At 46.1% G+C, this 24,464-nt stretch carries 22 protein-coding genes; 6 read left to right on the top strand and 16 right to left on the bottom strand.

All coding sequences use genetic code 11. The features are described 5' to 3' along the window. Nucleotides 1–7 precede the first annotated feature (7 nt). The 11 genes from FD967_RS01250 to FD967_RS01200 form a co-directional block, all read right to left on the bottom strand. Nucleotides 8–1,912, bottom strand: coding sequence for an acyltransferase family protein (locus FD967_RS01250; protein WP_215326278.1), 1,905 nt, complete (start codon nt 1,910–1,912; stop codon nt 8–10). 20 nt (nt 1,913–1,932) lie between these two features. Next, complete coding sequence (gene hemL, locus FD967_RS01245) at nt 1,933–3,225, bottom strand: glutamate-1-semialdehyde 2,1-aminomutase (RefSeq protein WP_215326277.1); 1,293 nt, start codon at nt 3,223–3,225, stop codon at nt 1,933–1,935. A gap of 56 nt (nt 3,226–3,281) precedes the next feature. After that, entirely contained in the window at nt 3,282–3,452 is a 171-nt protein-coding gene (locus FD967_RS01240; RefSeq protein ID WP_011902084.1) for a rubredoxin, read from the bottom strand. Nucleotides 3,453–3,475: 23 nt separating this feature from the next. Then, on the bottom strand, nt 3,476–4,942 hold the full coding sequence (locus tag FD967_RS01235) for a class I SAM-dependent RNA methyltransferase (RefSeq protein WP_215326275.1): 1,467 nt from the start codon (nt 4,940–4,942) through the stop codon (nt 3,476–3,478). A 33-nt stretch (nt 4,943–4,975) separates the two neighbouring features. After that, entirely contained in the window at nt 4,976–5,401 is a 426-nt protein-coding gene (locus FD967_RS01230) for a CopD family protein (protein WP_215326274.1), read from the bottom strand. A 45-nt stretch (nt 5,402–5,446) separates the two neighbouring features. Then, nucleotides 5,447–6,733: a glutamate-5-semialdehyde dehydrogenase gene (locus tag FD967_RS01225; RefSeq protein ID WP_215326273.1), complete on the bottom strand. Its 1,287-nt coding sequence runs from the start codon at nt 6,731–6,733 to the stop codon at nt 5,447–5,449. A 62-nt stretch (nt 6,734–6,795) separates the two neighbouring features. Further along, on the bottom strand, nt 6,796–7,857 hold the full coding sequence (gene holA / locus FD967_RS01220; protein ID WP_215326272.1) for a DNA polymerase III subunit delta: 1,062 nt from the start codon (nt 7,855–7,857) through the stop codon (nt 6,796–6,798). A 19-nt stretch (nt 7,858–7,876) separates the two neighbouring features. Continuing rightward, a complete protein-coding gene (gene lptE / locus FD967_RS01215; protein WP_215326271.1) occupies nt 7,877–8,404 on the bottom strand; it encodes an LPS assembly lipoprotein LptE in 528 nt (175 codons plus the stop codon). 35 nt (nt 8,405–8,439) lie between these two features. Next, the gene (gene leuS, locus FD967_RS01210; RefSeq protein ID WP_215326269.1) at nt 8,440–11,112 is read right to left on the bottom strand and encodes a leucine--tRNA ligase; all 2,673 of its coding nucleotides are present in this window, start codon (nt 11,110–11,112) and stop codon (nt 8,440–8,442) included. Nucleotides 11,113–11,152: 40 nt separating this feature from the next. Next, entirely contained in the window at nt 11,153–11,953 is an 801-nt protein-coding gene (gene dapB / locus FD967_RS01205; protein WP_215327123.1) for a 4-hydroxy-tetrahydrodipicolinate reductase, read from the bottom strand. A gap of 69 nt (nt 11,954–12,022) precedes the next feature. Further along, nucleotides 12,023–12,742 (bottom strand): outer membrane protein assembly factor BamE, encoded by a 720-nt coding sequence (locus tag FD967_RS01200; protein ID WP_251369061.1) that lies wholly within the window; start codon nt 12,740–12,742, stop codon nt 12,023–12,025. A 48-nt stretch (nt 12,743–12,790) separates the two neighbouring features. On the opposite strand from FD967_RS01200, the gene fur reads away from it, so the two are divergent. After that, nucleotides 12,791–13,243, top strand: coding sequence for a ferric iron uptake transcriptional regulator (gene fur, locus FD967_RS01195; RefSeq protein ID WP_215326268.1), 453 nt, complete (start codon nt 12,791–12,793; stop codon nt 13,241–13,243). Between the two features lie 105 nt (nt 13,244–13,348). On the opposite strand, the gene gap is transcribed toward fur, so the two are convergent. Together gap and tkt are read right to left on the bottom strand one after the other, a co-directional pair. Beyond that, nucleotides 13,349–14,377 (bottom strand): type I glyceraldehyde-3-phosphate dehydrogenase, encoded by a 1,029-nt coding sequence (gene gap / locus FD967_RS01190; protein ID WP_215326267.1) that lies wholly within the window; start codon nt 14,375–14,377, stop codon nt 13,349–13,351. A 56-nt stretch (nt 14,378–14,433) separates the two neighbouring features. Beyond that, nucleotides 14,434–16,428, bottom strand: a complete 1,995-nt coding sequence (gene tkt / locus FD967_RS01185; RefSeq protein WP_251369060.1) for a transketolase — start codon at nt 16,426–16,428, stop codon at nt 14,434–14,436. A 43-nt stretch (nt 16,429–16,471) separates the two neighbouring features. Here tkt and FD967_RS01180 point away from each other — a divergent pair, with 43 nt between their 5' ends. Further along, a complete protein-coding gene (locus FD967_RS01180; protein WP_215326266.1) occupies nt 16,472–17,233 on the top strand; it encodes a 16S rRNA (uracil(1498)-N(3))-methyltransferase in 762 nt (253 codons plus the stop codon). 53 nt (nt 17,234–17,286) lie between these two features. Here FD967_RS01180 and FD967_RS01175 read toward each other — a convergent pair whose 3' ends face one another. Then, complete coding sequence (locus FD967_RS01175; RefSeq protein WP_215326265.1) at nt 17,287–17,907, bottom strand: barstar family protein; 621 nt, start codon at nt 17,905–17,907, stop codon at nt 17,287–17,289. A gap of 138 nt (nt 17,908–18,045) precedes the next feature. Beyond that, complete coding sequence (locus FD967_RS01170; RefSeq protein WP_251369059.1) at nt 18,046–20,385, bottom strand: NADP-dependent malic enzyme; 2,340 nt, start codon at nt 20,383–20,385, stop codon at nt 18,046–18,048. A 71-nt stretch (nt 20,386–20,456) separates the two neighbouring features. Here FD967_RS01170 and thiL point away from each other — a divergent pair, with 71 nt between their 5' ends. The 3 genes from thiL to FD967_RS01155 are packed head-to-tail and all read left to right on the top strand — an operon-like array spanning nt 20,457 to nt 22,566. After that, nucleotides 20,457–21,479 carry a thiamine-phosphate kinase gene (gene thiL, locus FD967_RS01165; protein ID WP_215326264.1) on the top strand — a complete coding sequence of 341 codons (1,023 nt, stop codon included), beginning with the start codon at nt 20,457–20,459 and terminating at the stop codon, nt 21,477–21,479. Then, on the top strand, nt 21,476–22,045 hold the full coding sequence (locus tag FD967_RS01160) for a phosphatidylglycerophosphatase A (RefSeq protein WP_215326263.1): 570 nt from the start codon (nt 21,476–21,478) through the stop codon (nt 22,043–22,045). Before thiL ends, FD967_RS01160 begins: the two co-directional genes overlap by 4 nt. Beyond that, nucleotides 22,042–22,566, top strand: a complete 525-nt coding sequence (locus FD967_RS01155) for a CinA family protein (RefSeq protein WP_215326261.1) — start codon at nt 22,042–22,044, stop codon at nt 22,564–22,566. The genes FD967_RS01160 and FD967_RS01155 overlap by 4 nt, the downstream gene beginning before the upstream one ends. Before the next feature lie 4 nt (nt 22,567–22,570). On the opposite strand, the gene corA is transcribed toward FD967_RS01155, so the two are convergent. Beyond that, nucleotides 22,571–23,542, bottom strand: coding sequence for a magnesium/cobalt transporter CorA (gene corA, locus FD967_RS01150; protein ID WP_046329509.1), 972 nt, complete (start codon nt 23,540–23,542; stop codon nt 22,571–22,573). Nucleotides 23,543–23,616: 74 nt separating this feature from the next. Between corA and pyrF the strand changes: the two genes are divergently transcribed. Further along, complete coding sequence (gene pyrF, locus FD967_RS01145) at nt 23,617–24,462, top strand: orotidine-5'-phosphate decarboxylase (protein ID WP_251369058.1); 846 nt, start codon at nt 23,617–23,619, stop codon at nt 24,460–24,462. Nucleotides 24,463–24,464 lie beyond the last annotated feature (2 nt).

Here is a 24,464-nt window from a genome sequence, read left to right as displayed (position 1 = left end):
CAGGTATCTAGCGTAAGGGGAGTTGTTTTTTTATTGCAGCACCCTGCAAGCTTGATCCAGATTCAGACAAGTGATTGGAATCGGTATACATTACACGATCTTCAATAACAGCCTTACAAATCCCATCCTTACACAAAACATCAGAGGGATCAAAAGTGCTAATACTAGGATATTGACTCAATACCTCTTTGACAGTTTTTCTGTAGTTAGAGTAACGATCTAATTCTCTTGCTAAAGGGTAGTTACAGGAATCCACTGGATTTTTTCTTCCAAGTGGGAGCTCCCCCACACATAGTCGTGGCTCAAAATCTAATTCAGGCACGGAATACACATAAATTACCCGCTTCCCACTGCCCAGCAAAAGATCAAAAGTCTTTTTTGTTGAAGCCATAAGCTGCGACCGCTGATCATCCGAGGACAAGATGCGATTACGATGAATGATAAATACCGTTTTCACATCTGAATTATTTGCAATCCACGCGAGCTGAGCATTGATATTTTCAGTACAGCTAGAGTAGATGCCAAATGAGCCTCCTTCAAGAAATGGTATGCACCCGCCCTGCCCTAATAATTTAACGACATGATTATTTTCATAGGCCTTAGCAATGCCCCAGTAGGCACTAAAAGCATGGCTATCTCCCACAACCACAATATCAGCACCCTTCTCCCAATTGCTTTGTGCACAGACATGAGCCTCTGGATAAATGAATCCGGGATCACAATCGCCCTTAGGTAGCATCCCCTTATCTTCCCACTTGATAAAATCTCTCTTCTGCTCCGCAGGAATTTGAATGGTTTTTCTCAAGCGATATTCCAATCCACCCCGAGCAAAAGTATTCCACCCCTGAAAACCGATTGCACCCAACAATACGCAAAGAACAACAACCGTCTTGACGCCTTGATGGCGCACTCGTTTTTCAAGTAAGAAATAGGTTAGGAAAGCCAAGAAAACGCTGGTAAGCAATAAAGCAGCGCTTTCCAATAATGAAAGAGGTGCACCCTTCATTAATCTTGAAAAACTGAACACTGGCCAATGCCAGAGATATAAAGGGTAGCTAATCAACCCCAAATAAACGAGCACCTTATTCGAGAGAAGACTATTACCAAAACCACCGCGATGGATGCTGCTTAAGATAAAAGCAGTTCCCAGCACTGGAGTTAGTGCAGCCCATCCCGGGAATAAAGACTGAGGGGATAGAAAAAACATGGGAACACAAATTGCTACGGCACCAATAATAAAAATGCTTAACGAGTTTATATTCCACTTATTGATAGCATCTTTTTCAAGCGCTAAAATTCCACCCAATCCCAACTCCCAAAAGCGGCTAAAGGGCAAATAGAATGTGGCCGACTGATGATCTTTAATCAACAAAATATTAATTAGAAATGATGTGCCGACAAGTAAAAATAAAGCGCCGCGTAAATTCTGCTTAAACTTTAAGAGAAATAAAATGATGCATGGCCAAAAAATATAGAACTGCTCTTCTACCCCTAGAGACCAGAGATTTAGTAGGGGCTTCAGTTCATGGAGCTCATCAAAGTAGCCACTCTCTAGCCAGTATGCCCAGTTCGCAATAAATCCCGCACCAGCACCAATATGCTTACCGAGCTGCTTAAATTCATCGGCCAGCATTACAAACCAACCTAATGCGTAAGCTACGATTAAAACAACGATTAAGGCGGGGAAAATTCGACGAATACGTCGTGCATAAAAATCTTTAAATGAAAATCTTCCATTGCTAGCTTGCGTAAAAATAATATTGGTAATGAGATATCCAGAAATTACAAAAAAGATATCAACACCGATATATCCTCCAGGAACAAACTGTGGAAATGCATGAAAGAGGATGACAGATAAAACCGCAATTGCTCTTAAGCCATCAATGGCCGGTATGTATTTTATAGAGCTCACAAGACTGAGGTTGGTAGGGCTCAGAGCTTTTGAAAAGAAGCTTTAGCTGCAGCAATAATCTCATCAAGAATGCCATTGTCATGAGTAATAGAAGTAAATCCAGCTTCATACGCAGATGGCGCTAAATACACGCCTTGATCCAGCATCAAGTGAAAGAATTTCTTAAACGCCTCGATATCGGTTTTAGTGACTGCCTCAAAAGAAGTTGGGACTTCATTGGCAAAGTAAAAGCCAAACATACCGCCCACGCTATCAACCGCAAAAGGGACGCCTGCTTCATCCGCAGCAAGTTTTAAACCAGACATGAGCTTTTCAGTTTGACCTGTAAGGCAATCATAAAAACCTTCTCTAGAAATAATCTCTAGGGTCTTTAAGCCTGCAGCTACAGCCACCGGATTACCTGATAAGGTACCCGCCTGATAAACGTTACCTAGCGGAGCTAATTTAGACATGATTTCTTTTTTACCGCCGAAAGCAGCCATCGGCATGCCACCGCCCATGACCTTACCAAGACATGTGAGATCGGGAGTAATACTCTGTAGAGATTGGGCGCCACCTAAAGCAACTCGAAAGCCCGTCATGACCTCGTCATAAATTAATACACTGCCATACTGGCTCGTCAACTGACGCAATGTCGATAGAAATTCTGTTGATGGCTTTATGAGATTCATATTGCCAGCAAACGGCTCAATAATCACCGCAGCCACCTGATCGCCCTGCTTATTAAATACTTCTTTTAGTGCTGCCACATCGTTATATGGCAATACCAAAGTATGTTTCACTAGATCATGTGGCACACCGCCAGAAGAAGGTGCATTTTGAGTTGAATCTGCAAAGGTCAAGAGGCCAGAGCCTGCTTTCACGAGCAAGCTATCAGCATGACCGTGATAGCAACCCTCAAACTTAATGATGAGATCGCGACCCGTATAGCCACGTGCAAGACGCAGCGCACTCATAGTGGCTTCGGTTCCACTCGATACCATCCGTACTTGCTCAATACTAGGAACCAACTGGCAGATACGTTCCGCTAATTCAATTTCACCTTCGGTAGGGGCGCCGTAGCTAAAGCTGGTTTCCGCAGCTCGCTTGACTGCTTCAACCACTTCTGGATTTGCATGACCCGCAATCATGGGGCCCCAAGACATAATCAAATCAATGTAGCGTGTACCCTCAGCATCCCAGAAATAAGGGCCTTTAGCTTTAGAAACAAAACGCGGTGTACCGCCTACCTGACGAAAGGCACGTACTGGAGAATTCACACCCCCAGGAATTGTTTTTTGTGCGCGCTCAAATAAGATGTCATTTTTTCCCAAGATACTTTTCCCGATTTAGCTAATGAATTTAAATATTGTCTAATGAAATTGAACTATTAGATCGCCATCATTTCAAAGTCTTCTTTGCGTGCACCACACTCAGGACAGGTCCAGTTCATGGGTACATCTTTCCAAAGCGTACCTGGCGCAATACCCTCTTCAGGTAAACCAGCAGCTTCATCGTAGACCCAGCCGCAAATTAAGCACATATATGTTTTAAATTCCATTACCGTCTTCCTTATTGATCTTTTTATTTTAAATCGGATGCAGCATCACGTTTTTGATGCATCTCGAACTTAAACAATCTACATTCTAGGGGGCCATTAAATAAAGGGGTGCGCTTAGATTCCTTGATACGCAACTGTCCTGGTAACGCCATATCCGCCGTTAATACAAAGACATTCCAGCCGCCAAAAGCATCCTTGAGATGCTGGCCAAACTGCCTTAAGAACTCGACAAACTTAGGATCCTGCTCTTCTAGAGCTTGTAACTTTTTGAGAGACTCGCGGCTAGAGCGTTTAGCACTCTGACGGCCTGTTTCCAAATTAAAGGCATAGCGATCTTCTGGCTCTTCAGCTTGTTCATAAGAGTCGCGCTCCGTATCGCCACCCATAGCGCGATCTTGACCTCGTCCACCCTGGATCACTAAGCGTTCACCATAAGGCGGGTTCAATAGCATCACACCATCTTGAGCATGTACTGGTGGCCTACTTGCTAAAGCATCAATTTGACGTGTTACTGGCAACCCCGGCAACTGAGCACGCTGCCAGTTACCTTTAAACATGGCTACCAAGCGCTCATTAATATCGCCACCACTAATGCGTAAAGATTCTGAATCTGGGAACTGTTTGCGCTTATCCATCATCTCGATCTGAGCAGCCTCTTTCAGAGATCCCCAACGCTTTTGTTCAGCAGCCTCATTAAATGGCTTGAGTCGCTGAAACCCAAACCCATGAGCGGAAGTTACTAATGGGCGATAAGCCAATCGACTAGGCTTAGCATCATCACCATACATCCCCGCCCGAATAGCTCCCGGCGGAATAGCCAAAGCCATTTGAGCGGCCTCAATCAAAAAGGTGCCACTACCGCACATCGGATCAAATAAAGTTTGCGATGGTTTCCAGCCAGTAATCGACAAGATACCTGCTGCGAGATTTTCTTTTAAAGGTGCGTCACCTTTTTCATCACGCCAGCCACGTTTAAACAAGGCCTCACCAGAAGTATCCAAATAGATAGTGACATGCGTTGCAGTCAGATGGGCTTGTACCCGCACATCCGGAAATGCGGTATCAATACTTGGACGATCGCCAGTGACATCACGCAAACGATCAACAATTGCATCCTTAATCTTCAAGGTTGCAAAGTTCAGACTCTTGAGTGGAGAACGATGGGCAGTCACATCAACGCGCAGAGTTTGCTTAGAGGAAAACCATTCTTCCCAAGCTAAACCACTAGCCAACTTATATAAATCTTCTTCTTGGCGGTATGGCGATTCCGCCATCTGTAGCAATACTCGACTCGCAATCCGAGAATGCAGGTTCAAAGCCATCGCAGCCGATATTGGAGCGGCCAAACCTACTCCTCCTGTAGGGCTTGTAGGTGTTGGGTCAATCACCCAAGCCCCCAAGGCTTTGCATTCTGGGCGCTGCGCAATACTTGCTAGCTCTTGTGCAAGAGGCACTTCCAGTCCGCCTGGACAAACAACAAAAAATCTCATGAGGCTAGCAATCTAAAAAAGGGAATAAAAAAATCAAGGCTTAATTACTACTAACGCCGTCACAATCAATAGCAGGAGGACTGGCGCCTCGTTAAACCAACGATACCAAACTCCGGAATGGGTATTAACACCATTACGGAACTTTTTGAGCAAGCCCCAACACGCATGGTGATAGCCAATCACTAAAAGTACAAAGAACATCTTGGCACTCATCCATACCTCACCAGCACCTATTTTGAAGTGCAACCACAAAGCAAGGCCAAGCAATACGGCAGGTACCGCCAATATTGTCATAAATCGAAATAAGCGATTAGCCATACCAAGAAGGCGAGCATAGACCTCGGGATTTTTTTCATCAGCCAAGTTCACAAAGATACGTGGGAGATAAAACAAACCAGCAAACCAAGAAGCAATCAAGACAATATGAAAAGTCTTGGTCCATAAATATGCATTACCCATGATGAATCATTTCCGTTCTGTTATGAGGCTAGATTAAGTACGAATTTAAGTACGAATTTCGCCATGACCCATGACGATGTATTTGAGAGAAGTGAGGCCATCTAGCCCTACAGGTCCACGGGCATGCAGCTTATCATTCGAGATGCCAATCTCAGCACCCAGGCCATACTCAAAGCCATCGGCAAAACGGGTGCTAGCATTGACCATCACACTGGCACTATCGACTTCACGCAAGAAACGATTGGCTTGCGCTTGATTATTGGTAATGATGGCATCGGTATGTTTACTACCATATTGCTCAATATGGCTCATTGCCTCATCTATATCCGCAACAGTCTTAATCGACAAAATTGGTGCCAAATATTCTGTTTGCCAATCTTCTTCAGTGGCATTGACTAAGTCTTTAAAACCCGCCGCCTCAAGAGTGCTTCTGGTTTGACCATCAACGCGCAACTCCACACCCTTATCTTGGTAGATCTTACAAAGAGCTGGCAACACTTGAGGTGCAATGGTTTTATTGACTAAGAGTGTTTCCATTGCATTGCAAGGCGCATAGCGCTGAGTCTTCGCGTTATCGCAAATCTTGATTGCCATTGCGATATCCGCCTCTGCATCAATATAGGTATGGCAGATTCCGTCCAAATGCTTGATCATTGGCACGCGCGCTTCTGCCATCAAACGGGCAATCAAACTCTTACCACCACGTGGAACGATCACATCAATATATTCAGTCATGGTGATCATTTCGCCAACAGCAACACGATCTGTAGTTGTCACAACTTGGACAGCATCCATTGGCAAGTGAGCAGCATCTAAACCCTCTTGAATGAACTGTGCCAGCAATGTGTTTGAATCAATCGCCTCTGAACCTCCGCGCAAAATCACAGCATTCCCAGATTTGAGGCACAGTGCAGCAGCATCAATCGTCACATTCGGACGAGACTCATAAATGATGCCAATCACGCCCAAAGGCACTCGCATCTGCCCAAGCTCAATACCGGATGCTTGCTTTTGTAAAGCACTGATCTTGCCGATTGGATCAGCTAGAGAAACGATTTGCTCCAAACCTAAGGCCATAGATTCAATGGTCTTTGGCGTCATGGTGAGGCGATCAATAAACGCCGCATCTTGACCATTGGTTTTTGCTCGAGCAACATCGAGCGCATTCACTCGGACAATTTCCTCAGAGCGCTCACGAACCAACTTTGCGATATGCAATAGGGCCTGATTTTTCTGTTCGCTTGATGCTCGCGCCATTGCGCGTGATGCCTGGCGAGCACGTCGGCCAATATCTTGCATTATGTGCTGGATAGTATTTGTTGAGTCACTCATATCTTTGTTGTGTCTAAATTAATTTTGTTATGCCTCAGTTTTAATCTTCACCCTAGATTCATCTAGCGTAATAAATTACCCACCAAACGCAAGCCATCCCAGGGATCTGCTGGTAATTCCGCCGCATGCAATCCCTTAGCTTGACGATCTAAACCTGCAGCCACCTGCATTGCCCTGCGCAACCTCAAAGGCTGCACTCGCTTTAAAGCCATAGGATATAAATGCTCTTTATTGCCCCAGATGCGGTTAGCGCGCATTAAGCTCTGCACAGACTCCCCAGCATCGCTTGCTGCTTTCAGTTTCGATAGTATCCGAAGCTCTTCAGTTACGCTCCACAAAATCAAGACCAAAGGCTCGCCCTCACCTTTAAGCCCATCTAGCATGCGATTGAGGCGAGGCAGATCACCAGCTAGCATTGCTTCAGTCAATTCAAAGACGTTATAGCGGGCGACTTTCAAAATGGCTGACCGAATTTGTTCCTCAGTAAGAACACCAGCGGGATGCAACAAGCCCAGCTTTTGAATCTCTTGATGGGCGGCAATGAGGTTTCCCTCCACCTGCTCTGCAATAAAGGCTAAGGCGCGTTGGCCGTCTGGACCCGACTGCACCTCTTGACCCTGCTTCTTTAGGCGACCCCCAATCCACTGCGGCAATTGCGTACGATCCAAAGAATCCAATTGAATCGCCATACCCGCTTCATCCAATGCACTAAACCAAGCAGAGGTTTTGGTCTTGCCATCCAATTTGGGTAGGATGATGCAAAAAATAGTGTCTGGTCCGTCAGTTCCTACTGACTGAGACTCGATTTGGGCAGAGAATTGCTTGAGTGCGTCTGCACCATCACGACCCGGCTTTCCTGTCGGTATGCGCAACTCAACCCAACGCTTATCGCCAAATAAAGACATGGTCTGACCAGCACTTAACAAAGCACTCCAATCAAACCCACGCTCTTGCAATAAGACTTCACGATCGGTGTAACCCATTTTTCTGGCAATGGCACGCAATTGGTCCATCGCCTCCATCATCAAAAGAGGCTCATCCCCGCTAAATATATAGAGGGGCTTTAGTGAAGCCGCACAATTGAGCGACTTTAAATGAACCTGTAGGGCATCGCTCTTAACCATGCGATTTAATCGTCATTCTTTAAAATCTTCGAGCCTGTGGTGCTCGAGCAGATGCAGAAACACGACGCAGAATCTGTACCGCAAGATCTCTGCGCATCAAAGATAAAAATTGCTGTATTTGGACATCGGTTGCCAAAACGGTAGACACCGAGTAGTCCATATCTCGCGTCATGTAGATTTCAGCTTCAGGCACCACATCCGCCCCAGTATTGTCATACGCTCTAAATCCAACGCGAATATTCAAGCGATAGGCAGAGACTTGACCATTGGAGTTATAGGCCAAGATCTCACGACCATTCAGATCGCTAGTAATTTCCAGAATGAGATCCGCATCCTTAGGATTGATCGCTACCTTAGCATCTGTACCAGTCAGAATTGCGGTTTGCAAATCGGCGCGCAAAGGTGGTGAAGGGTTGCCGGTAATTGCGATAACTTTAAATGGTAAATCGACCATGCCACGTAAACGATAGCCACAGGCTATCAAACCACTGACTGGAGCCAAGGCCAAAAATCCAAGCATGGTACGTCGAAGTTGATTTACTCGCATGTATTTAGTTTCCATTAAAAGTAATTTGCAACGATCTAAGCAACAATATTGATTAAGCGACCTGGCACCACAATCACCTTTTTAGGGGCTGCGCCGTTTAATGCTTTCATAGCAGGCTCGCTTTGTAATGCCAAGGCCTCAATCTGCTCTTTAGTGGCATCCGCAGGCACTCGTATATCGCCACGCAACTTGCCATTAATTTGCAGCATGATGGTCAGCTCAGTTTGAATCAACGCAGCTTCATCTACTACAGGCCATGGCGCATCTAAAAGAGCGCCAAATGATTGATCGCACCCAATCTCATTCCAGAGAGCATGGGTCAAGTGAGGCACTACTGGGTAAAGCACCCGAATCAAGATGCTTAAACACTCACGCAATACAGCAGGTCGTACCGCAGTCTTATCACCCAGCTTCACAGGCTCTAAAACATTGAGCATCTTCATCGCCGCAGAAACTACCGTGTTGTACTGACGACGCTGATAGTCAAAATTAGCCTGCTTCAGAATGGCATGCACTTCACGACGCAATTCTTTTTCTGCATCATTTAAATCGCTTGGTAATACTGGATCGGCAGCACGGATTGCATCCGCCTGACTACTGGAATACATCCACATGCGGCGCAAGAAACGTGAGGCACCTTCTACACCAGCACTAGACCACTCAAGCTGCTGCTCAGGAGGAGCAGCAAACATCACAAAGAGGCGTGCAGTATCCGCGCCGTATTGATCAATCAAGGCTTGAGGATCAACACCATTGTTTTTACTCTTAGACATCTTCTCAACACCACCAATAATGACTGGTGTGCCAGAAGTATCGCCTTTCAGTTTGGCACTTTGAGGACGACCTTTATCATCGAGCTCGAGCTCTACATCCAAAGGGTTTAACCAAGTCTTTTTACCAGACGCTTCTTCAGAGTAATAAGTCTCATTGAGAACCATGCCTTGCGTCAGCAAGTTTTGGAAGGGCTCATCAAAAGTAATGAGATTCAGATCACGCATGACCTTAGTCCAAAAGCGCGCATAGAGTAAATGCAAAATCGCATGCTCAATACCGCCAATGTATTGATCCATTGGCATCCAGTACTCATTACGTTCATCAACCATGGTTTTCGCATCAGGACCGGTGTAACGCATGAAGTACCAAGACGAGTCAACGAAGGTATCCATCGTGTCAGTCTCACGACGCGCAGGCTTGCCACATTTTGGACACTTCACATTGAGGAAGTCGGCACGCTTATTGAGTGGGTTACCGCTACCATCTGGCACGCAATCTTCGGGCAACACCACCGGCAAATCCGCTTCAGGCACTGGAACTGCGCCACAACCAGGATTGTGCCCATCGCCACAATGAATAATCGGAATTGGTGTTCCCCAATAACGCTGACGAGAGATACCCCAATCGCGCAAACGGTAAGTAGTTTTGATTTCACCAATACCCATTTGCTCTAAATCTTGAGCTACTGCATCAACTGCCTCTTCATAGGATAGTCCATCGTACTTACCGCTATTAAGGCAAACGACATCATCCTTCTGGGCATACCAATCTTGCCAGTGGCTGGTGTTGAACATATCTGATGGAGTACGCAAAGCAATCACTTGCTTAATCGGTAAGTCATATTTGAGGGCAAATGCAAAGTCGCGCTCATCGTGTGCGGGCACACCCATAACAGCGCCATCGCCATATGACATCAAGACATAATTACCAACCCAAACTGGCACAGGCTCATTAGTCAGTGGATGCGTCACATACAAGCCGGTGAACATACCTTCTTTTTCTTGAGTAGCTAGATCAGCCTCAATCACACTACCTGTTTTGCATTTTTCGATAAATGTAGCTAGCTCAGGATTATTAGCGGACGCCAATGTTGCTAATGGATGCTCTGCTGCAACGGCACAGAATGTAACACCCATAATGGTGTCAGCACGGGTAGTAAATACATACAACTGGCCATCTTGCACAAAGTTACCATGCGCATCGGCAATCTCATGCTTGAATGCAAAACGCACGCCACGACTTTTGCCAATCCAATTCTGCTGCATGGTCTTGACGCGCTCAGGCCAACCTAAATCATCTAAACCAGAAAGTAATTGCTCTGCATAGGCGGTGATATTGAAGTAATAGCCTGGGATTTCACGCTTTTCTACTAAAGCGCCTGAGCGCCATCCACGCCCATCAATCACCTGCTCATTTGCCAATACGGTTTGATCGATTGGATCCCAATTCACGACTTGAGTCTTGCGATAAGCAATACCCTTTTCAAGCATCTTTAAAAAGAGCCATTGATTCCAGCGATAGTAATCGGGGCTACAAGTAGCAACCTCACGTGACCAGTCAATTGCCAGACCCATCGCCGCCATTTGCTTTTTCATATAAGCGATGTTGTCGTAGGTCCATTTAGCTGGTGGTACTTTATTCTGAATCGCTGCATTTTCAGCCGGCATACCAAAGGCATCCCAGCCCATCGGCATCAGTACGTTATAGCCCTGCATGCGCAACTGTCTCGCCATCACATCATTGATGGTGTAGTTACGAACATGCCCCATATGCAACTTACCGGATGGGTAAGGCAACATAGAGCAGGCGTAGTATTTTGGTCTTGGCTTGCCGGAGGCATCTACTGCGTTCTCGACTACCCTATAGGCTTGCACACTATCCCAATCAGCGCGTGCTGCAGCTTCAATACTGCGGTGATCGTAATCCTTACTCATTCAATCCAACTCTTTTCTTCTATTCTGATTTACTGAACATTCATTTACGCAGGCCAAGAACATCTTGCATGTCATAAAGACCGGAACCCTGACCTTGCAAGAAGCGTGCAGCGCGCAAAGAACCTTGTGCATAAGACTGACGACTAGAAGACTTATGACTAATCTCAATCCGCTCGCCCTCGCCCGCAAATAAAACAGTGTGATCACCCACAATGTCTCCACCACGAATAGTGGCAAAACCAATAGAGCCTGCTTTGCGCTCACCGGTATGACCTTCGCGTGTATATACCGCGACATCGTCTAATTTCTCACCAAGCGCATCCGCAATCACCTCGCCCATTCTGAGGGCGGTACCAGATGGAGCATCCACTTTATGACGGTGATGGGCTTCAACGATTTCAATGTCGTAACCTTCATTCAACATTTTGGCGGCAATCTCTAACAACTTGAATGTCGCGTTAACGCCCACACTCATATTCGGAGCAAAAACGAGAGCGAGATTAGCGGAAGCTTTCTTCAGGCTGTCAATTTGTTCTGAGCTCAGACCGGTAGTGCCAATAATCATTTTGCTACCCGTCTTTTGCGCCACGGCTAAGTGAGCCATCGTGCCTTCGGGACGAGTGAAGTCAATCAAAAATTCAGCACTACTCAAAGCCTTTGCAATATCCGATGTAATGGCTACGCCAGTTTTTTTACCTAAGAACGCACCAGCATCTTCACCCAGCAAAGGGCAAGACTCATGCTCCAGCGCACCAACAAGCTCGGCATCTGTGCAATTGAGCACAGCCTCGATCAACATTTTTCCCATACGGCCGGTTGCACCAGCAATTGCGATTTTCATCATTTGTATCTTCGTTTCTTATTCAAGGTTGTCGCAAAACTTCACTCGACATCAACACTACAGTTATCTTTACTTTGCTTCACTAGCCTGTGGAACGTTGAGGGGGCCAGGACCTAACTGTTGAGGTACCGGCTGCGCATCTGGCGATTTTTTTGAAAAGCTAAAAAAATCCCAAAATGAACTACTGGCAGAAGCTGCAGGCACTGTAGCCCCGGCGGGTAAATTATTAGTTGGGCTGGGAACCAGCAATTCTGGTTGCTGCAAAGGTGGAGTTACTGGTGGCTTGTTCGATCCAGTCATGACCTCCCAGAATGAGCGCTTGGTTTTTGCATAGCTATCAATCTCTGCAACCAACTCGACATCGGTTGGCAATGCATCACCTTGAAACTTGACCAGCTTATCGCCCTCGAAAAATACCGTAACGCGACGCTCTTTACTCATTTGTTGGCCAGCGCGCTTGAATTCAAAAACGTAGTCCCAGCGATTAGCATGGAAATAACTGGCCAGTAAAGGCGTTCCCAGAATTTGACGTACTTGCTCACGACTCTGACCAACTTGTAACTTAGCGTATTGCTCACTCGAAATAAAGTTGCCCTGCACCACATCAGGAACATAGGGTCTAAAGACTTTATTCATCCAGGCACGCTGGGTATCATCAACGGCGCTGGTGCAACCGGTAGCAATCATTGCCGCACTAACTGCAGCAATGACTAATCCCGTCCGAGCGAGGTCAAAAACCATCAAAATAGAGTTCAATAGACGGGTAAAAAGTTGAAGGCAATTATGCATGGCAGGCCGTATCATTAAGACATTGATTTTAGCTCCCAAACCCTGAATATGAACCAAAATCCGACTCCAGCAGATTTACGTGACATTGGCCTGAAGGCAACCGGTCCACGCATGAAAATCCTAGACTTTTTTCATCAAAATGGTGGCACGCACTTTAGCGCCGAAGACGTCTTTATGGCCTTAGCCAAGGAAGACAAAGAAATTGGCTTAGCCACGGTATATCGGGTGCTCACCCAGTTTGAGCAAGCAGGTCTCTTGCTCCGTAGTCATTTTGAGTCCAGCAAAGGGGATGGCAGGGCTATTTATGAACTGAATGAGGGTCAGCACCATGACCATTTGGTCTGCCTCGATTGTGGACATGTTGAAGAGTTTGTGGATGAAGCTATCGAGAAAAGGCAGCGCGATATTGCTAAAAACCTCGGTTTTAAGCTCCAGGAGCACTCTTTGGCGATGTACGGCCACTGCCAAAAGAAGAATTGCCGTAATAAGCCAAAGCCCTAATTTAGTAAGATAAGAGTAGATAATGAAAAAAGACCTCAATTAAGGTCTTTTTTACATGAAAAACAAGATTTTAAGAGATTTTAGCTTTAAAACCTGAACAATTACTTATTTTACAGCCATCAACGCTTCGGCAGCATTGAGCATTTGGACTGAATAACCCCACTCGTTGTCATACCAAGCCAATACTTTTACCAACTTACCATCTGCTGAGACGCGAGTCTGGGAAGCATCGTAAATACTGGGACGTGGGTCGTGATTGAAGTCGATGGATACCAAGGGCAAGGTATTGAAACCCAAAATACCCTTCAACTCACCTTCACTGGCTATTTTGAGGATGGAATTGACTTCATCTACGCTTGTAGCACGACTGGCAGCAAAGGTTAAATCCACAACAGAAACGTTAATCACGGGCACACGCATTGCAAAACCGTCAAAGCGCCCTGCTAAAGCTGGCAATACTAAGCCAACTGCTTTTGCAGCACCCGTCTTGGTTGGAATCATGCTGGTCACTGCAGAACGCGCACGGCGCATATCCTTGTGATACACATCAGTTAGAACCTGGTCATTAGTAAACGCATGAATCGTGGTCATCAAACCAGATTCGATACCAATCTTTTCTAACAATGGCTTAACCAAAGGCGCTAAGCAGTTAGTCGTACAGCTCGCATTAGAGACCACGACATCGCTTGACTTCAGAACCTGCTGATTAACACCGTAAACAATGGTGGCATCTACATCTTTTTCACCTGGAGCAGAGATCAATACCTTTTTTGCACCCTGAGAAATATGCACCATGGCTTTTTCTTTGGAAGTGAATTTGCCTGAGCACTCAAGCACTAAATCAACACCCAACTCACCCCAAGGAGTTTCCAAAGGATTGCGAGTAGAGAACATCTTGATGCGATCGCCATTGACCACCATGCAATCACCATCTACTTTTACTTCAGCAGGAAAACGGCCATGCGCAGAATCATATTGCGTCAGGTGCGCATTGATGTCGATATCACCCATCGCATTAATTGCAACGATTTTGATATCACGTCTAGGCTTGCCATTGACCTGGTCTTCATACAAAGCACGTAAGACCATACGACCAATACGACCATAACCGTTAATTGCGACACGAATTGTCATTCCATTTCCCTTGCTAATTTTGAATTCTTAAATAAATACTTTGTTTCTGATCTTTTCTATTTCTTTGCAATACATTGCTTCACTGTTTTAGCAATCTGATCGACCGTTAAACCAAAGTATTCATAGAGCACAGGTGCTGGTGCAGATTCTCCGAAGGTATCAACACCATGCACTGCTGCACAACCATACTTCCACCAGAAATCACTTACGCCCGCTTCAACAGCAATGCGTGGAATATCCGCCGGTAAAACTGTTGCTTTGTACGCAGCGTCTTGTTGATCAAATACTGTCGTTGATGGAATCGATACCACACGAATACCAAAACCCTCACCCTCTAAACGCTCTGCTGTTTGCAATGCCAAGGCGATTTCTGAACCAGTAGCAATGATCACTGCCTTGATCTTTGATTTCTTGGGATCACGTAAAACATATCCCCCGCGGGCAATATCTTTTACTTGCTGGCTATTGCGAGACACAAATGGGCAGTTTTGACGACTGAAGATCAAAGCGCTTGGGCCATGCTTACGTTCAATCGCAGCACCCCATGCAACCGCACTCTCAGTGGTATCACAAGGACGCCAAACCATTAAATTCGGAATCAGACGCAAGCTCGCCACATGCTCAACAGACTGATGGGTTGGACCATCTTCACCCAAGCCAATAGAGTCATGCGTAAAGACAAAGATACTGCGTAATTTCATTAATGCAGCCATGCGCAATGCATTACGACTGTAATCAGAGAAGGTTAAGAAGGTACCCCCGAATGGAATATATCCACCATGCAAAGCGATACCGTTCATGATGGCACTCATACCAAACTCACGCACACCGTAGTTGATGTGATTACCCCATTGGTCACCACGCACAGCTTTACATGAAGACCAGTTGGTTAAGTTCGAGCCTGTTAGGTCAGCAGAGCCACCCATGAACTCCGGCAAAGCTGGCGCCAATGCCTCGATCGCATTTTGGCTTGCCTTGCGAGTAGCAATCGTTTCTGCTTTGGTTTCACAAGTTTTTAAATAAGCATCTAAAGTCTTAGAGAAGTCTTGAGATAAATCACCTTGCATACGACGTTGCAATTCAGAAGCCAATTCTGGGTATTTATTTTTGTAGGCTTGGAATTCTTTATTCCACTCATGCTCAGCAGCTTGGCCACGCTTCTTGAAATCCCAAGCTTCGTAAATATCATTTGGAATTTCAAACGGCGCATATGGCCAGTTCAATGCAACACGGGTCGCAGCAATTTCAGTTGCACCCAACGGCGAACCATGCACCTTGTCACTACCCGCCATATTCGGAGAGCCCTGACCAATCGCAGTCTTGCAACAAATTAATGTCGGTTTATCACTCTTCTTCGCTTTAGCGATTGCGCTAGACACAGCCTCTGCATCATGACCATCCACAGCGTGTAGGACGTTCCAACCGTATGCCTCAAAACGCTTTGGCGTATCTTCGTTAAACCAAGAAACTACTTTACCATCAATCGAGATGCCGTTGTCATCCCATAGTGCGATGAGTTTATTTAACTTGAGTGTGCCAGCCAATGAACACACTTCATGACTGATGCCTTCCATTAAACAACCATCACCTAAAAATACATAGGTGTAGTGATCAACAATATCGTGACCTGGACGATTAAATTCTTCTGCTAATAATTTTTCTGCCAGCGCCATACCAACTGCGTTTGAAATACCCTGACCTAAAGGACCCGTAGTAGTTTCTACTCCGGGAGTAATTCCATACTCAGGATGTCCAGCAGTTTTACTGTGTAACTGACGGAAATTTTTTAACTCACTCATCGGTAAGTCATAGCCAGTGAGATGCAATAAGGAATACAACAACATCGAGCCGTGACCATTTGATAAAACAAAGCGATCGCGATTTATCCAATGCGGATCTGTTGGGTTGTGTTGTAAATGTTCATTCCACAGACCGACTGCAATATCAGCCATACCCATTGGCATTCCAGGATGCCCCGAATTGGCTTGTTGAACTGCATCCATGGATAAAGCACGAATGGCATTTGCCATACGAATTTGAAGGTTTGACATCGTAAATTGGGTCTCGAGAAAATTAATTAGCTATATTTCAGTAATGCCTCAATTTTATCTTCCCGGCCCATGGGAAAACCAAAAGCCAAATACCCTCACTCCTGAGCTCGCACATCACTTGCGCGTCCGCCGCATCCAAGTCGGTGAATTTTTCCCCATCTTTGATGGAAAAGGCCAAGTTGCCCAGGCCAAACTGCTCTCACTCAGCAACAAATCGGGGGAAGCCGAGTTGAGCGATATTCGCCAAGATACTCATCGTGAAAGCCCCTATGCCATTACCCTGGCGCAAGGTCTTGCTGGGGGCGACAAGATGGACTGGGTAGTTGAGAAGGCTATAGAGACCGGGGCTCAGGTCATTGCCCCATTACAGTGTGAGCGTTCAGTCATCAAATTAACGCGCTCTAGTGACGTTGAGCGTGCACAAAAGCGTCTTTTGCACTGGCAAGGCATTGTTCAAGCCGCCTGCGAACAATGTGATCGCACAGTTTTAGCCACCGTAGAACCGGTACAAATTTTTGTAAGTTATCTACAGAAGGCTCACAAAGCTAAACTTAAACTACTTTTAAGCCCAGATACCGATAAAAGCTTGTATTCAGTATTGATTGATAGCCCTCCACAAGACATTATTCTGATGATTGGGCCCGAAGGTGGTCATTCTCCAGAGGAAGAAGCCCAAGCTCAAGCAGCTGGCTATCAAATAGTTTCTCTAGGTGATCGAGTATTGCGAACTGAAACTGCTGGAATTGTGGCAATAACTGCTGTTCACAGCATTTGGGGTCCAGAAATGCAAAATCGCCTCAAATAGAGGCGATTTTTGCTGGTTTACTACCTTACTGCTTCGCTCGTTAAAAAGAGTGATCAGGCAAAAGAGTAGAACACGCGGTACGGTGTGCGGCGCTCAGACCAAAAGTCCACAGCATCACGGAATACATCTAGTAGGGTTTCGCGAGCCTCTTTGTCAAACTTCTGAGTACAAGGCAAACCTTCGAGCACCACCACAAAACCTGGCTGTGGGCCAGACTTATCAACAGTCGTTGTCAAAGCATCCAACAAGGGATCGAAATTCTTCGCTTGTTGCTTGGTAAATGTGTAAGCAATCGCAATCGCCTCCAGCACCTCACCTTTAGTCATTGCATTTGCACAATTAGCGTAAATGAAATGCTGGCCAAGCTCAGTAGCAGCCTCCTGAAGGTCGGGAGTGCGGAAAGCGCGAATAGATTGCACGATATTAGGGCGCACACTGCGCAACATTGCCGGCGGTCCGGCATCGCGAACGGCCAATGCGGCACGCCAAGAAGCTGTCACTTTTTTCCCCGAAACTTGATTTGCTGCATAGGTTTGTAAACGAGATAAACCGCCCTCAGCATAGATATTGGCAGCGGATGACACGGATTCGAGTCGATCGTTACTATCCCAACTTTCAGCCCGGCTGTGTTCTTCAAAGCCTACTGTAGTGCCGTTTTCAGAGCGATTATTCATGATGGATGCTAGATTACCCTTAACACGCCATCAAATCAAGCCCAATTACAGTGTATTTTATATAAACCATTGATTTATATAATAATTATTTATGTTAGTTAACGCAAACTAACATAAATAAAAGCCCATTTCACAGACTTAAGTAGCACCTCTAGCGTTGCTTGCTGCTTCAACTACCGCCAACGTAGTCACATTGACGATGCGACGCACTGTAGCTGCTGGCGTCAAAATATGAATTGGCTTAGCAACCCCCAACAGCAATGGTCCGATTGCAATGCCGTTACCAGCAGCGGTCTTCAATAAGTTGTAAGAAATGTTGGCAGCATCAATATTTGGCAGAACCAACAAATTAGCATCACCTTTTAATGGCGATGAAGTAACCGCACCGGCGCGAATAGTTTCATCCAAAGCGCTATCACCATGCATTTCGCCATCTACTTCAAGGCTAGGGTCTGCTTTTTGAATCAAAGCCAATACATCACGCATTTTGATTGCAGATGGGGCACTGCTAGAACCGAAATTGGAATGGGACAAGAGTGCCACCTTAGGTGTTATGCCTAATTTACGCATTTCGTTTGCGGCCATCATTGTGAGTTCAGCCAATTGTTCCGCTGTTGGATCGATATTCACATGGGTATCCACTAAGAAGACTTGGCGACCCGGCAAAATTAATCCAGACATAGCGCCATATACATTAGCACCCGGCTCTTGACCCACCACCTCATCGATGTACTTCAAATGGGTTGCTAAGTTGCCAACGGTTCCACAAATCATGCCATCAGCCATACCTTTGCTAATCATGATGGATCCGATCAAGCTATTGCGACGACGCATTTCTAGCTTAGCGAAAGATTCGGTAACACCTTTTCGCTCAGTCAAGGCCAAATAGGTTTGCCAGAAATCACGGAAGCGTGAATCATTCTCCGGGTTCACAATCTCAAAGTCTTCACCCGCTTTAATACGTAATCCGAACTTATCAATGCGGTGCTCAATTACCGCAGGGCGACCGATCAAAATTGGTGTTGCCAAATGCTCATCAATCATGATTTGTACTGCACGCAATACGCGCTCATCTTCACCTTCAGCAAACACAATACGTTTTTGAGCGGCAGGCACTCCTTTAGCAATGCTAAACAATGGCTTCATCAAAGTACCGGAGTGGTACACAAACTGTTGCAACTGATTGCGGTAAGCATCGAAGTCTTTAATTGGACGCAGAGCAACACCATCCTCCATCGCCGCTTTAGCAACAGCAGGTGCGATGACGGTAATCAAACGCGGATCAAACGGTTTTGGAATTAAGTACTCTGGACCAAAAGACAGGTTCTCAATACCATATACCGAGGTCACTATTTCACTCTGCTCGGCTCGTGCCAGCTCTGCCACGGCCCTTACTGCTGCGACTTCCATGCCACGTGTGATAGTGGTAGCGCCAACGTCTAATGCACCACGGAAGATAAACGGAAAGCACAGCACGTTATTTACTTGGTTTGGATAATCAGTACGACCCGTTGCCATCACCGCGTCAGGACGAACTTCTTTTACCTCCTCAGGCAGAATCTCTGGAGTTGGATTTGCCAAGGCATAGATCAATGGCTTATCAGCCATCTTCTTCACCATCGATTGCTTCAGAACACCGCCAGCTGAGAGGCCTAAAAAAATATCAGCACCTTCAATCACTTGATCAAGGGTACGTAAATCAGTCTCCTGACAGAACGGCTCCTTTTGCGGATCCATTAATTCTTGACGACCTTTGTATGCAACACCAACTAAATCAGTAACCCAAATATTCTTACGCGGGATACCAAGGTCCACCAATAAATCCAAACAAGCTAATGCAGCAGCGCCAGCACCAGAAGTAACTAATTTCACATTAGTAACATCCTTACCAACAACCTTTAAGCCATTGAGAATCGCAGCAGCAACCACAATCGCGGTTCCATGTTGGTCATCGTGAAAGACCGGAATCTTCATACGCGCTCGCAACTTGCGCTCAACAATAAAACAATCCGGCGCTTTGATATCTTCTAAATTGATACCACCAAAAGTAGGTTCGAGCGCCGCAATGATTTCAACTAATTTTTCTGGATCGTTTTCATTCACTTCAATATCAAAAACATCAATGCCAGCAAATTTCTTGAAAAGAACTGCCTTACCTTCCATCACTGGCTTACTAGCCAATGGCCCAATGTTTCCCAGACCCAACACTGCCGTGCCGTTGGTTATCACACCAACTAAATTACCTCGGGCGGTGTATTTGAAGGCATTAGCGGGATCTTTAACAATTTCCTCGCAAGGCGCAGCAACGCCAGGCGTATAAGCCAGGGCTAAGTCACGCTGATTGGTTAACTGCTTGGTTGGGGCAATTTCAATTTTCCCCGGAGTTGGAAACTCATGATAGTGAAGAGCAGCTGCCCTTAAATCCGCTATTTGCTGTTCTTTAGTGCTATTGCTTGGTTTACTCATTAGTTCACTCATCAATCAGACGTATTCAAGCTTTAATTCTATTCCTCTCAGATGAAAGAGTCCCAAGAGCCATAAAATGGGGCATGCAATCTCAAACCCACTCGCTTGGCGAATTTGATCTAATTCAGCGTTTCTTTAAAACGCAGTCCGATCTCATGCTTGCCACCAATCCCGGCTCAGTAAAACTGGGAATTGGTGATGATTGCGCCCTTCTAAAAACGAACCCAACCGAGGAGCTTGCCATTACCAGCGACATGCTGGTATCAGGACGACACTTTTTTCCAGATGCCAATCCAGAGTGGTTAGGCTGGAAAGCCCTAGCAGTCAACCTTTCAGACCTAGCAGCTATGGGCGCTAGGCCGATGGGTTTCACCCTCACACTGGCACTGCCTGAGGCGAATTCAGCTTGGTTAGAAGCTTTTAGCAAAGGTTTATTTGCAATCGCCAATCAATTTGCCTGCCCACTCATTGGCGGCGACACTACCGCTGGTCCACTCAATATTTGTATCACTGCCTTTGGTAGCACTCCGAAAGACAAAGCCATTCGTAGGTCAGGGGCATTAGAAGGTGATGACATTTGGGTTTCTGGAGCCGTTGGTGATGCCCGACTTGCTCTTGCTGCACTGCGTCATGAACTGGAATTAGAAAGAGGGGATTTGGAAGTAATTGAGGCGCGCATGCATCAACCCACTCCTAGAATTCAATTGGGCATTGCCTTAAGAGGTATTGCCAATTCTGCTTTGGATGTCTCCGATGGCCTATTAGGTGATCTAAAGCACATCCTGAAGCAATCAGGCAAAGATGCAGAAATCTTTTTAGAGCGCATCCCCAAATCCACAACATTACGCAAACAATCGCCCATTATTCAGAATCAATATGCCGCAAGTGGCGGTGATGATTACGAGCTGTGCTTTACCGCTGCAAGCAGTTCAAGAGGTGCGATCACCAAAATCAGCGGGGACTTAAATCTTTCCCTCACTCAAATTGGCAGCATTAAGCTGATGCAACACTCCTCACCTGAGATCCAGCTCATCGACGGCAGTGGGGCGAGATTAAATCCTGAAGAAACACATCAACTACTCAAATCCTTTAATCACTTCGCATGAATACGCCGACTTCGACCGTACCTACCCTTAGCTTAAGTTGGGTATTTAGCAAACCGAGTCGCGCTCTAGCGTTCGGACTGGGTAGTGGTTTAGCGCCATTCGCACCTGGCACCGCTGGAACACTGTGGGCCTGGGCCACCTTCTTGCTGGGTGAGTATTTTCTATCCACCACAGCATGGTTCTGGATTATTGGCGCAGGCATTCTTCTGGGTTGCTGGATCTGCGGACAAGTCAGTGAAGAGTTAGGGAAAAAAGATTTTGGTGGAATTGTGTGGGATGAAGTAGTAGCTTTCTGGCTCGTATTGATATTCATCATGCCAGCAAACTTATGGATGCAGATTTTGGCATTTGCACTATTCCGATTCTTTGATGCTGTGAAACCCGGTCCGATCGGAATAATTGATCGACACTTTAAACATTTAGAGCTTGGTGACAACCCCTCTCCATCCAGTGTTGGCTTAATACTGTGGCGCGGCTTCGGAATCATTGCCGACGATTTGGCTGCAGCATTTTTTACCCTGCTCACCATGACGCTTTTACATATTGGATTGAGCTATATCTCATGAAAAATAATAATGATCCTCAGCATGAACTAGCTAGAGCTGTTGGACAGACCCTAATAAGCCGAGGTTGGAAAATTGCCCTGGCCGAATCCTGTACCGGTGGCCTTGTCTGCGCAACCCTGACGGATTTAGCAGGCTCAAGCGATTGGCTTGAGCGAGGCTACATCACCTATAGCAATACCGCAAAATCTGAATGCTTAGATGTTTCAATGGAAACCATTGACTCTTTTGGCGCAGTCAGCGAGCAAGTTGCCAAAGTCATGGCTGAGGGGGCGCTACGTAATGCTAATGTCAACGCTGCCATCTCCATTACCGGCATCGCTGGTCCAACCGGTGGTTCAGCAGAAAAGCCGGTTGGTACCGTCTGCTTTGGTTGGGCGATTAAAGAAAATATTGGGCCTGATTCTATTAATACTGTCACACTGACAAAACACTTTAATGGCGATCGTCAAGTAGTGCGAGAACAAGCGCGTGATTTTGCGCTCTCTCACTTTTTAGACTTGCTTGAACCAAAAAACGCCTAGTGAGTTAGCGCGAGCTTAACCAACCCTTGTGGCGGAAGTAGCCCAATGGAATCATCGCTGAAATCACCATAGAAATAATGGCAACTGGATAACCCCAGGTCTGCTCTAACTCAGGCATATAGCGGAAGTTCATTCCCCACACGCTCGCTAACAAAGTTGGTGGCATTAAGGCAACAGATACCACCGAGAAGATCTTAATAATCTTACTTTGGTTCAGATTAATAAAACCGACTGTCGCATCCATCAAGAAGTTGATCTTATCGAATAAAAATGCAGTATGGTTTTCTAGTGAATCAATATCTCGTAAGATCTGTCGCGCTTCTTCTTGCTGCTCATCAGACAATAATTTGCTGCGCATTAAGAAAGACAATGCGCGACGAGTATCCATCACATTACGACGAATGCGTCCGTTGGTATCTTCTTCCTTAGCAATTGTTTCGAGCACTTCTTCTGCATCATGATCGGTAATATCATCTTGCAAAACGCGCTTACCTGCTTGTTCGAGATTTTCATAAACCTCTTCCAAGGCATCGGCAGAATACTCAGCATCAGTGGAGTACAGGTCGAGTAAAACGTCTTTTGCATTGCTGACTGAACCTGGGCGCAAACGGGCACGCAAACGCACCAAGCGGAATACCGGCAAATCTTCGTCATGAATGGAGAACAAAACTTGCTTAGTCATTACGAAAGCGACTCGGACGTTACGAGAAGTTTCCTCTTCGTCCAATAAGAAATCAGTACGAATATGAAGGTGGCCGTCATCAGCCTCGAAATAACGCGCGGAAGCTTCTAAGTCACCCAAATCATCCAATTCAGGCAGGAGAACGCCAAAAGCCTCTTTAATCCACAGGAGCTCTTCCTCTTCAGGGTCAACAACGTCGATCCAGATAGGGTTGGAGTATTGCAACAATTCATTGCGATCTTCCACTTGCTCTTGAGAGAGGCGGCCATTTTGCAGGACGAACAAGTTGATCATGGTGAACTCCTAAGGAATGGTCGCTAGTTTATCCTATAGCTCATGACAGTTTGACTAAAATAAGCTTAATCCTAATGAACTCTAGCTCAATTACCTTTACCCAACAAGTCCAGTCTGCGTGGGCTTCCCAAGGCAGCATGTTGTGCGTGGGCTTTGATCCAGATCCCAAGCGTTTGCCAGCTGTATTTCAGGGTAAGCCTGAGGGGATTTTTGAGTTCTGCCGCGAGATCGCTGATGCAACTGCGGATACCGCCTGCTCCTTTAAACCTCAGTTTGCCTATTTCGCCTCCCAAAGAGCCGAAGCTCAACTGGAAAAACTGACTCGCTACCTTAAAGATAAATATCCCCACATCCCTGTCATCCTCGATTCCAAACGTGGGGATATCGGCAGTACAGCTGACCACTACGCTTTAGAGGCGTTTGAGCGCTATGGCGCAGATGCGGTCACTGTGAACCCGTACATGGGTTTTGACACCATCGAGCCTTACATAAAACACGCCGGCAAGGGCGTGATTGTTTTATGTCGCACCTCAAATCCAGGGGGCTCCGACCTTCAGTTCTTGAATGTCTCGCCAAATGGTGAGCCCCTTTATTTGCACGTCGCCAAACTCGCTGCACAACAGTGGAACACATCTGGACAAATTAGCTTGGTAGTTGGCGCCACCTTCCCCGAAGAAATTGCTAAGGTGAGAGCTATTGTGGGCGAGATGCCTTTGCTCATCCCCGGTATTGGCGCTCAAGGCGGTGATATCGATGCCACTATTAAAGCTGGCAGCATACCCAATCAGCCAGGCATAGGCATGATGATCAACTCCTCCAGAGCAATCTTATATGCAAGCACAGGAAATGATTTTGCCGAGGCGGCTAGAAAAGTAGCCATCGCAACGAGAGATGCGTTAAGAACTGCAAGTACCAAGTAACG

Source organism: Polynucleobacter sp. JS-Mosq-20-D10 (genome assembly GCF_018687755.1).
Classification (GTDB): Bacteria; Pseudomonadota; Gammaproteobacteria; order Burkholderiales; family Burkholderiaceae; genus Polynucleobacter.
The sequence above is the reverse complement of the archived record's forward strand: the minus strand, read 5'-3'. Positions and strand labels throughout refer to the sequence as shown.

Coding starts and splice junctions, on each gene's coding strand:
- FD967_RS01240 (WP_011902084.1), bottom strand. CDS start 3,452: ATGGAATTTAAAACATATATGTGCTTAATTTGCGGCTGGGTCTACGAT.
- FD967_RS01235 (WP_215326275.1), bottom strand. CDS start 4,942: ATGAGATTTTTTGTTGTTTGTCCAGGCGGACTGGAAGTGCCTCTTGCA.
- FD967_RS01230 (WP_215326274.1), bottom strand. CDS start 5,401: ATGGGTAATGCATATTTATGGACCAAGACTTTTCATATTGTCTTGATT.
- FD967_RS01225 (WP_215326273.1), bottom strand. CDS start 6,733: ATGAGTGACTCAACAAATACTATCCAGCACATAATGCAAGATATTGGC.
- holA (WP_215326272.1), bottom strand. CDS start 7,857: ATGGTTAAGAGCGATGCCCTACAGGTTCATTTAAAGTCGCTCAATTGT.
- lptE (WP_215326271.1), bottom strand. CDS start 8,404: ATGCGAGTAAATCAACTTCGACGTACCATGCTTGGATTTTTGGCCTTG.
- leuS (WP_215326269.1), bottom strand. CDS start 11,112: ATGAGTAAGGATTACGATCACCGCAGTATTGAAGCTGCAGCACGCGCT.
- dapB (WP_215327123.1), bottom strand. CDS start 11,953: ATGAAAATCGCAATTGCTGGTGCAACCGGCCGTATGGGAAAAATGTTG.
- FD967_RS01200 (WP_251369061.1), bottom strand. CDS start 12,742: ATGCATAATTGCCTTCAACTTTTTACCCGTCTATTGAACTCTATTTTG.
- fur (WP_215326268.1), top strand. CDS start 12,791: ATGAACCAAAATCCGACTCCAGCAGATTTACGTGACATTGGCCTGAAG.
- gap (WP_215326267.1), bottom strand. CDS start 14,377: ATGACAATTCGTGTCGCAATTAACGGTTATGGTCGTATTGGTCGTATG.
- tkt (WP_251369060.1), bottom strand. CDS start 16,428: ATGTCAAACCTTCAAATTCGTATGGCAAATGCCATTCGTGCTTTATCC.
- FD967_RS01180 (WP_215326266.1), top strand. CDS start 16,472: ATGCCTCAATTTTATCTTCCCGGCCCATGGGAAAACCAAAAGCCAAAT.
- FD967_RS01175 (WP_215326265.1), bottom strand. CDS start 17,907: ATGAATAATCGCTCTGAAAACGGCACTACAGTAGGCTTTGAAGAACAC.
- FD967_RS01170 (WP_251369059.1), bottom strand. CDS start 20,385: ATGAGTGAACTAATGAGTAAACCAAGCAATAGCACTAAAGAACAGCAA.
- thiL (WP_215326264.1), top strand. CDS start 20,457: ATGCAATCTCAAACCCACTCGCTTGGCGAATTTGATCTAATTCAGCGT.
- FD967_RS01160 (WP_215326263.1), top strand. CDS start 21,476: ATGAATACGCCGACTTCGACCGTACCTACCCTTAGCTTAAGTTGGGTA.
- FD967_RS01155 (WP_215326261.1), top strand. CDS start 22,042: ATGAAAAATAATAATGATCCTCAGCATGAACTAGCTAGAGCTGTTGGA.
- corA (WP_046329509.1), bottom strand. CDS start 23,542: ATGATCAACTTGTTCGTCCTGCAAAATGGCCGCCTCTCTCAAGAGCAA.
- pyrF (WP_251369058.1), top strand. CDS start 23,617: ATGAACTCTAGCTCAATTACCTTTACCCAACAAGTCCAGTCTGCGTGG.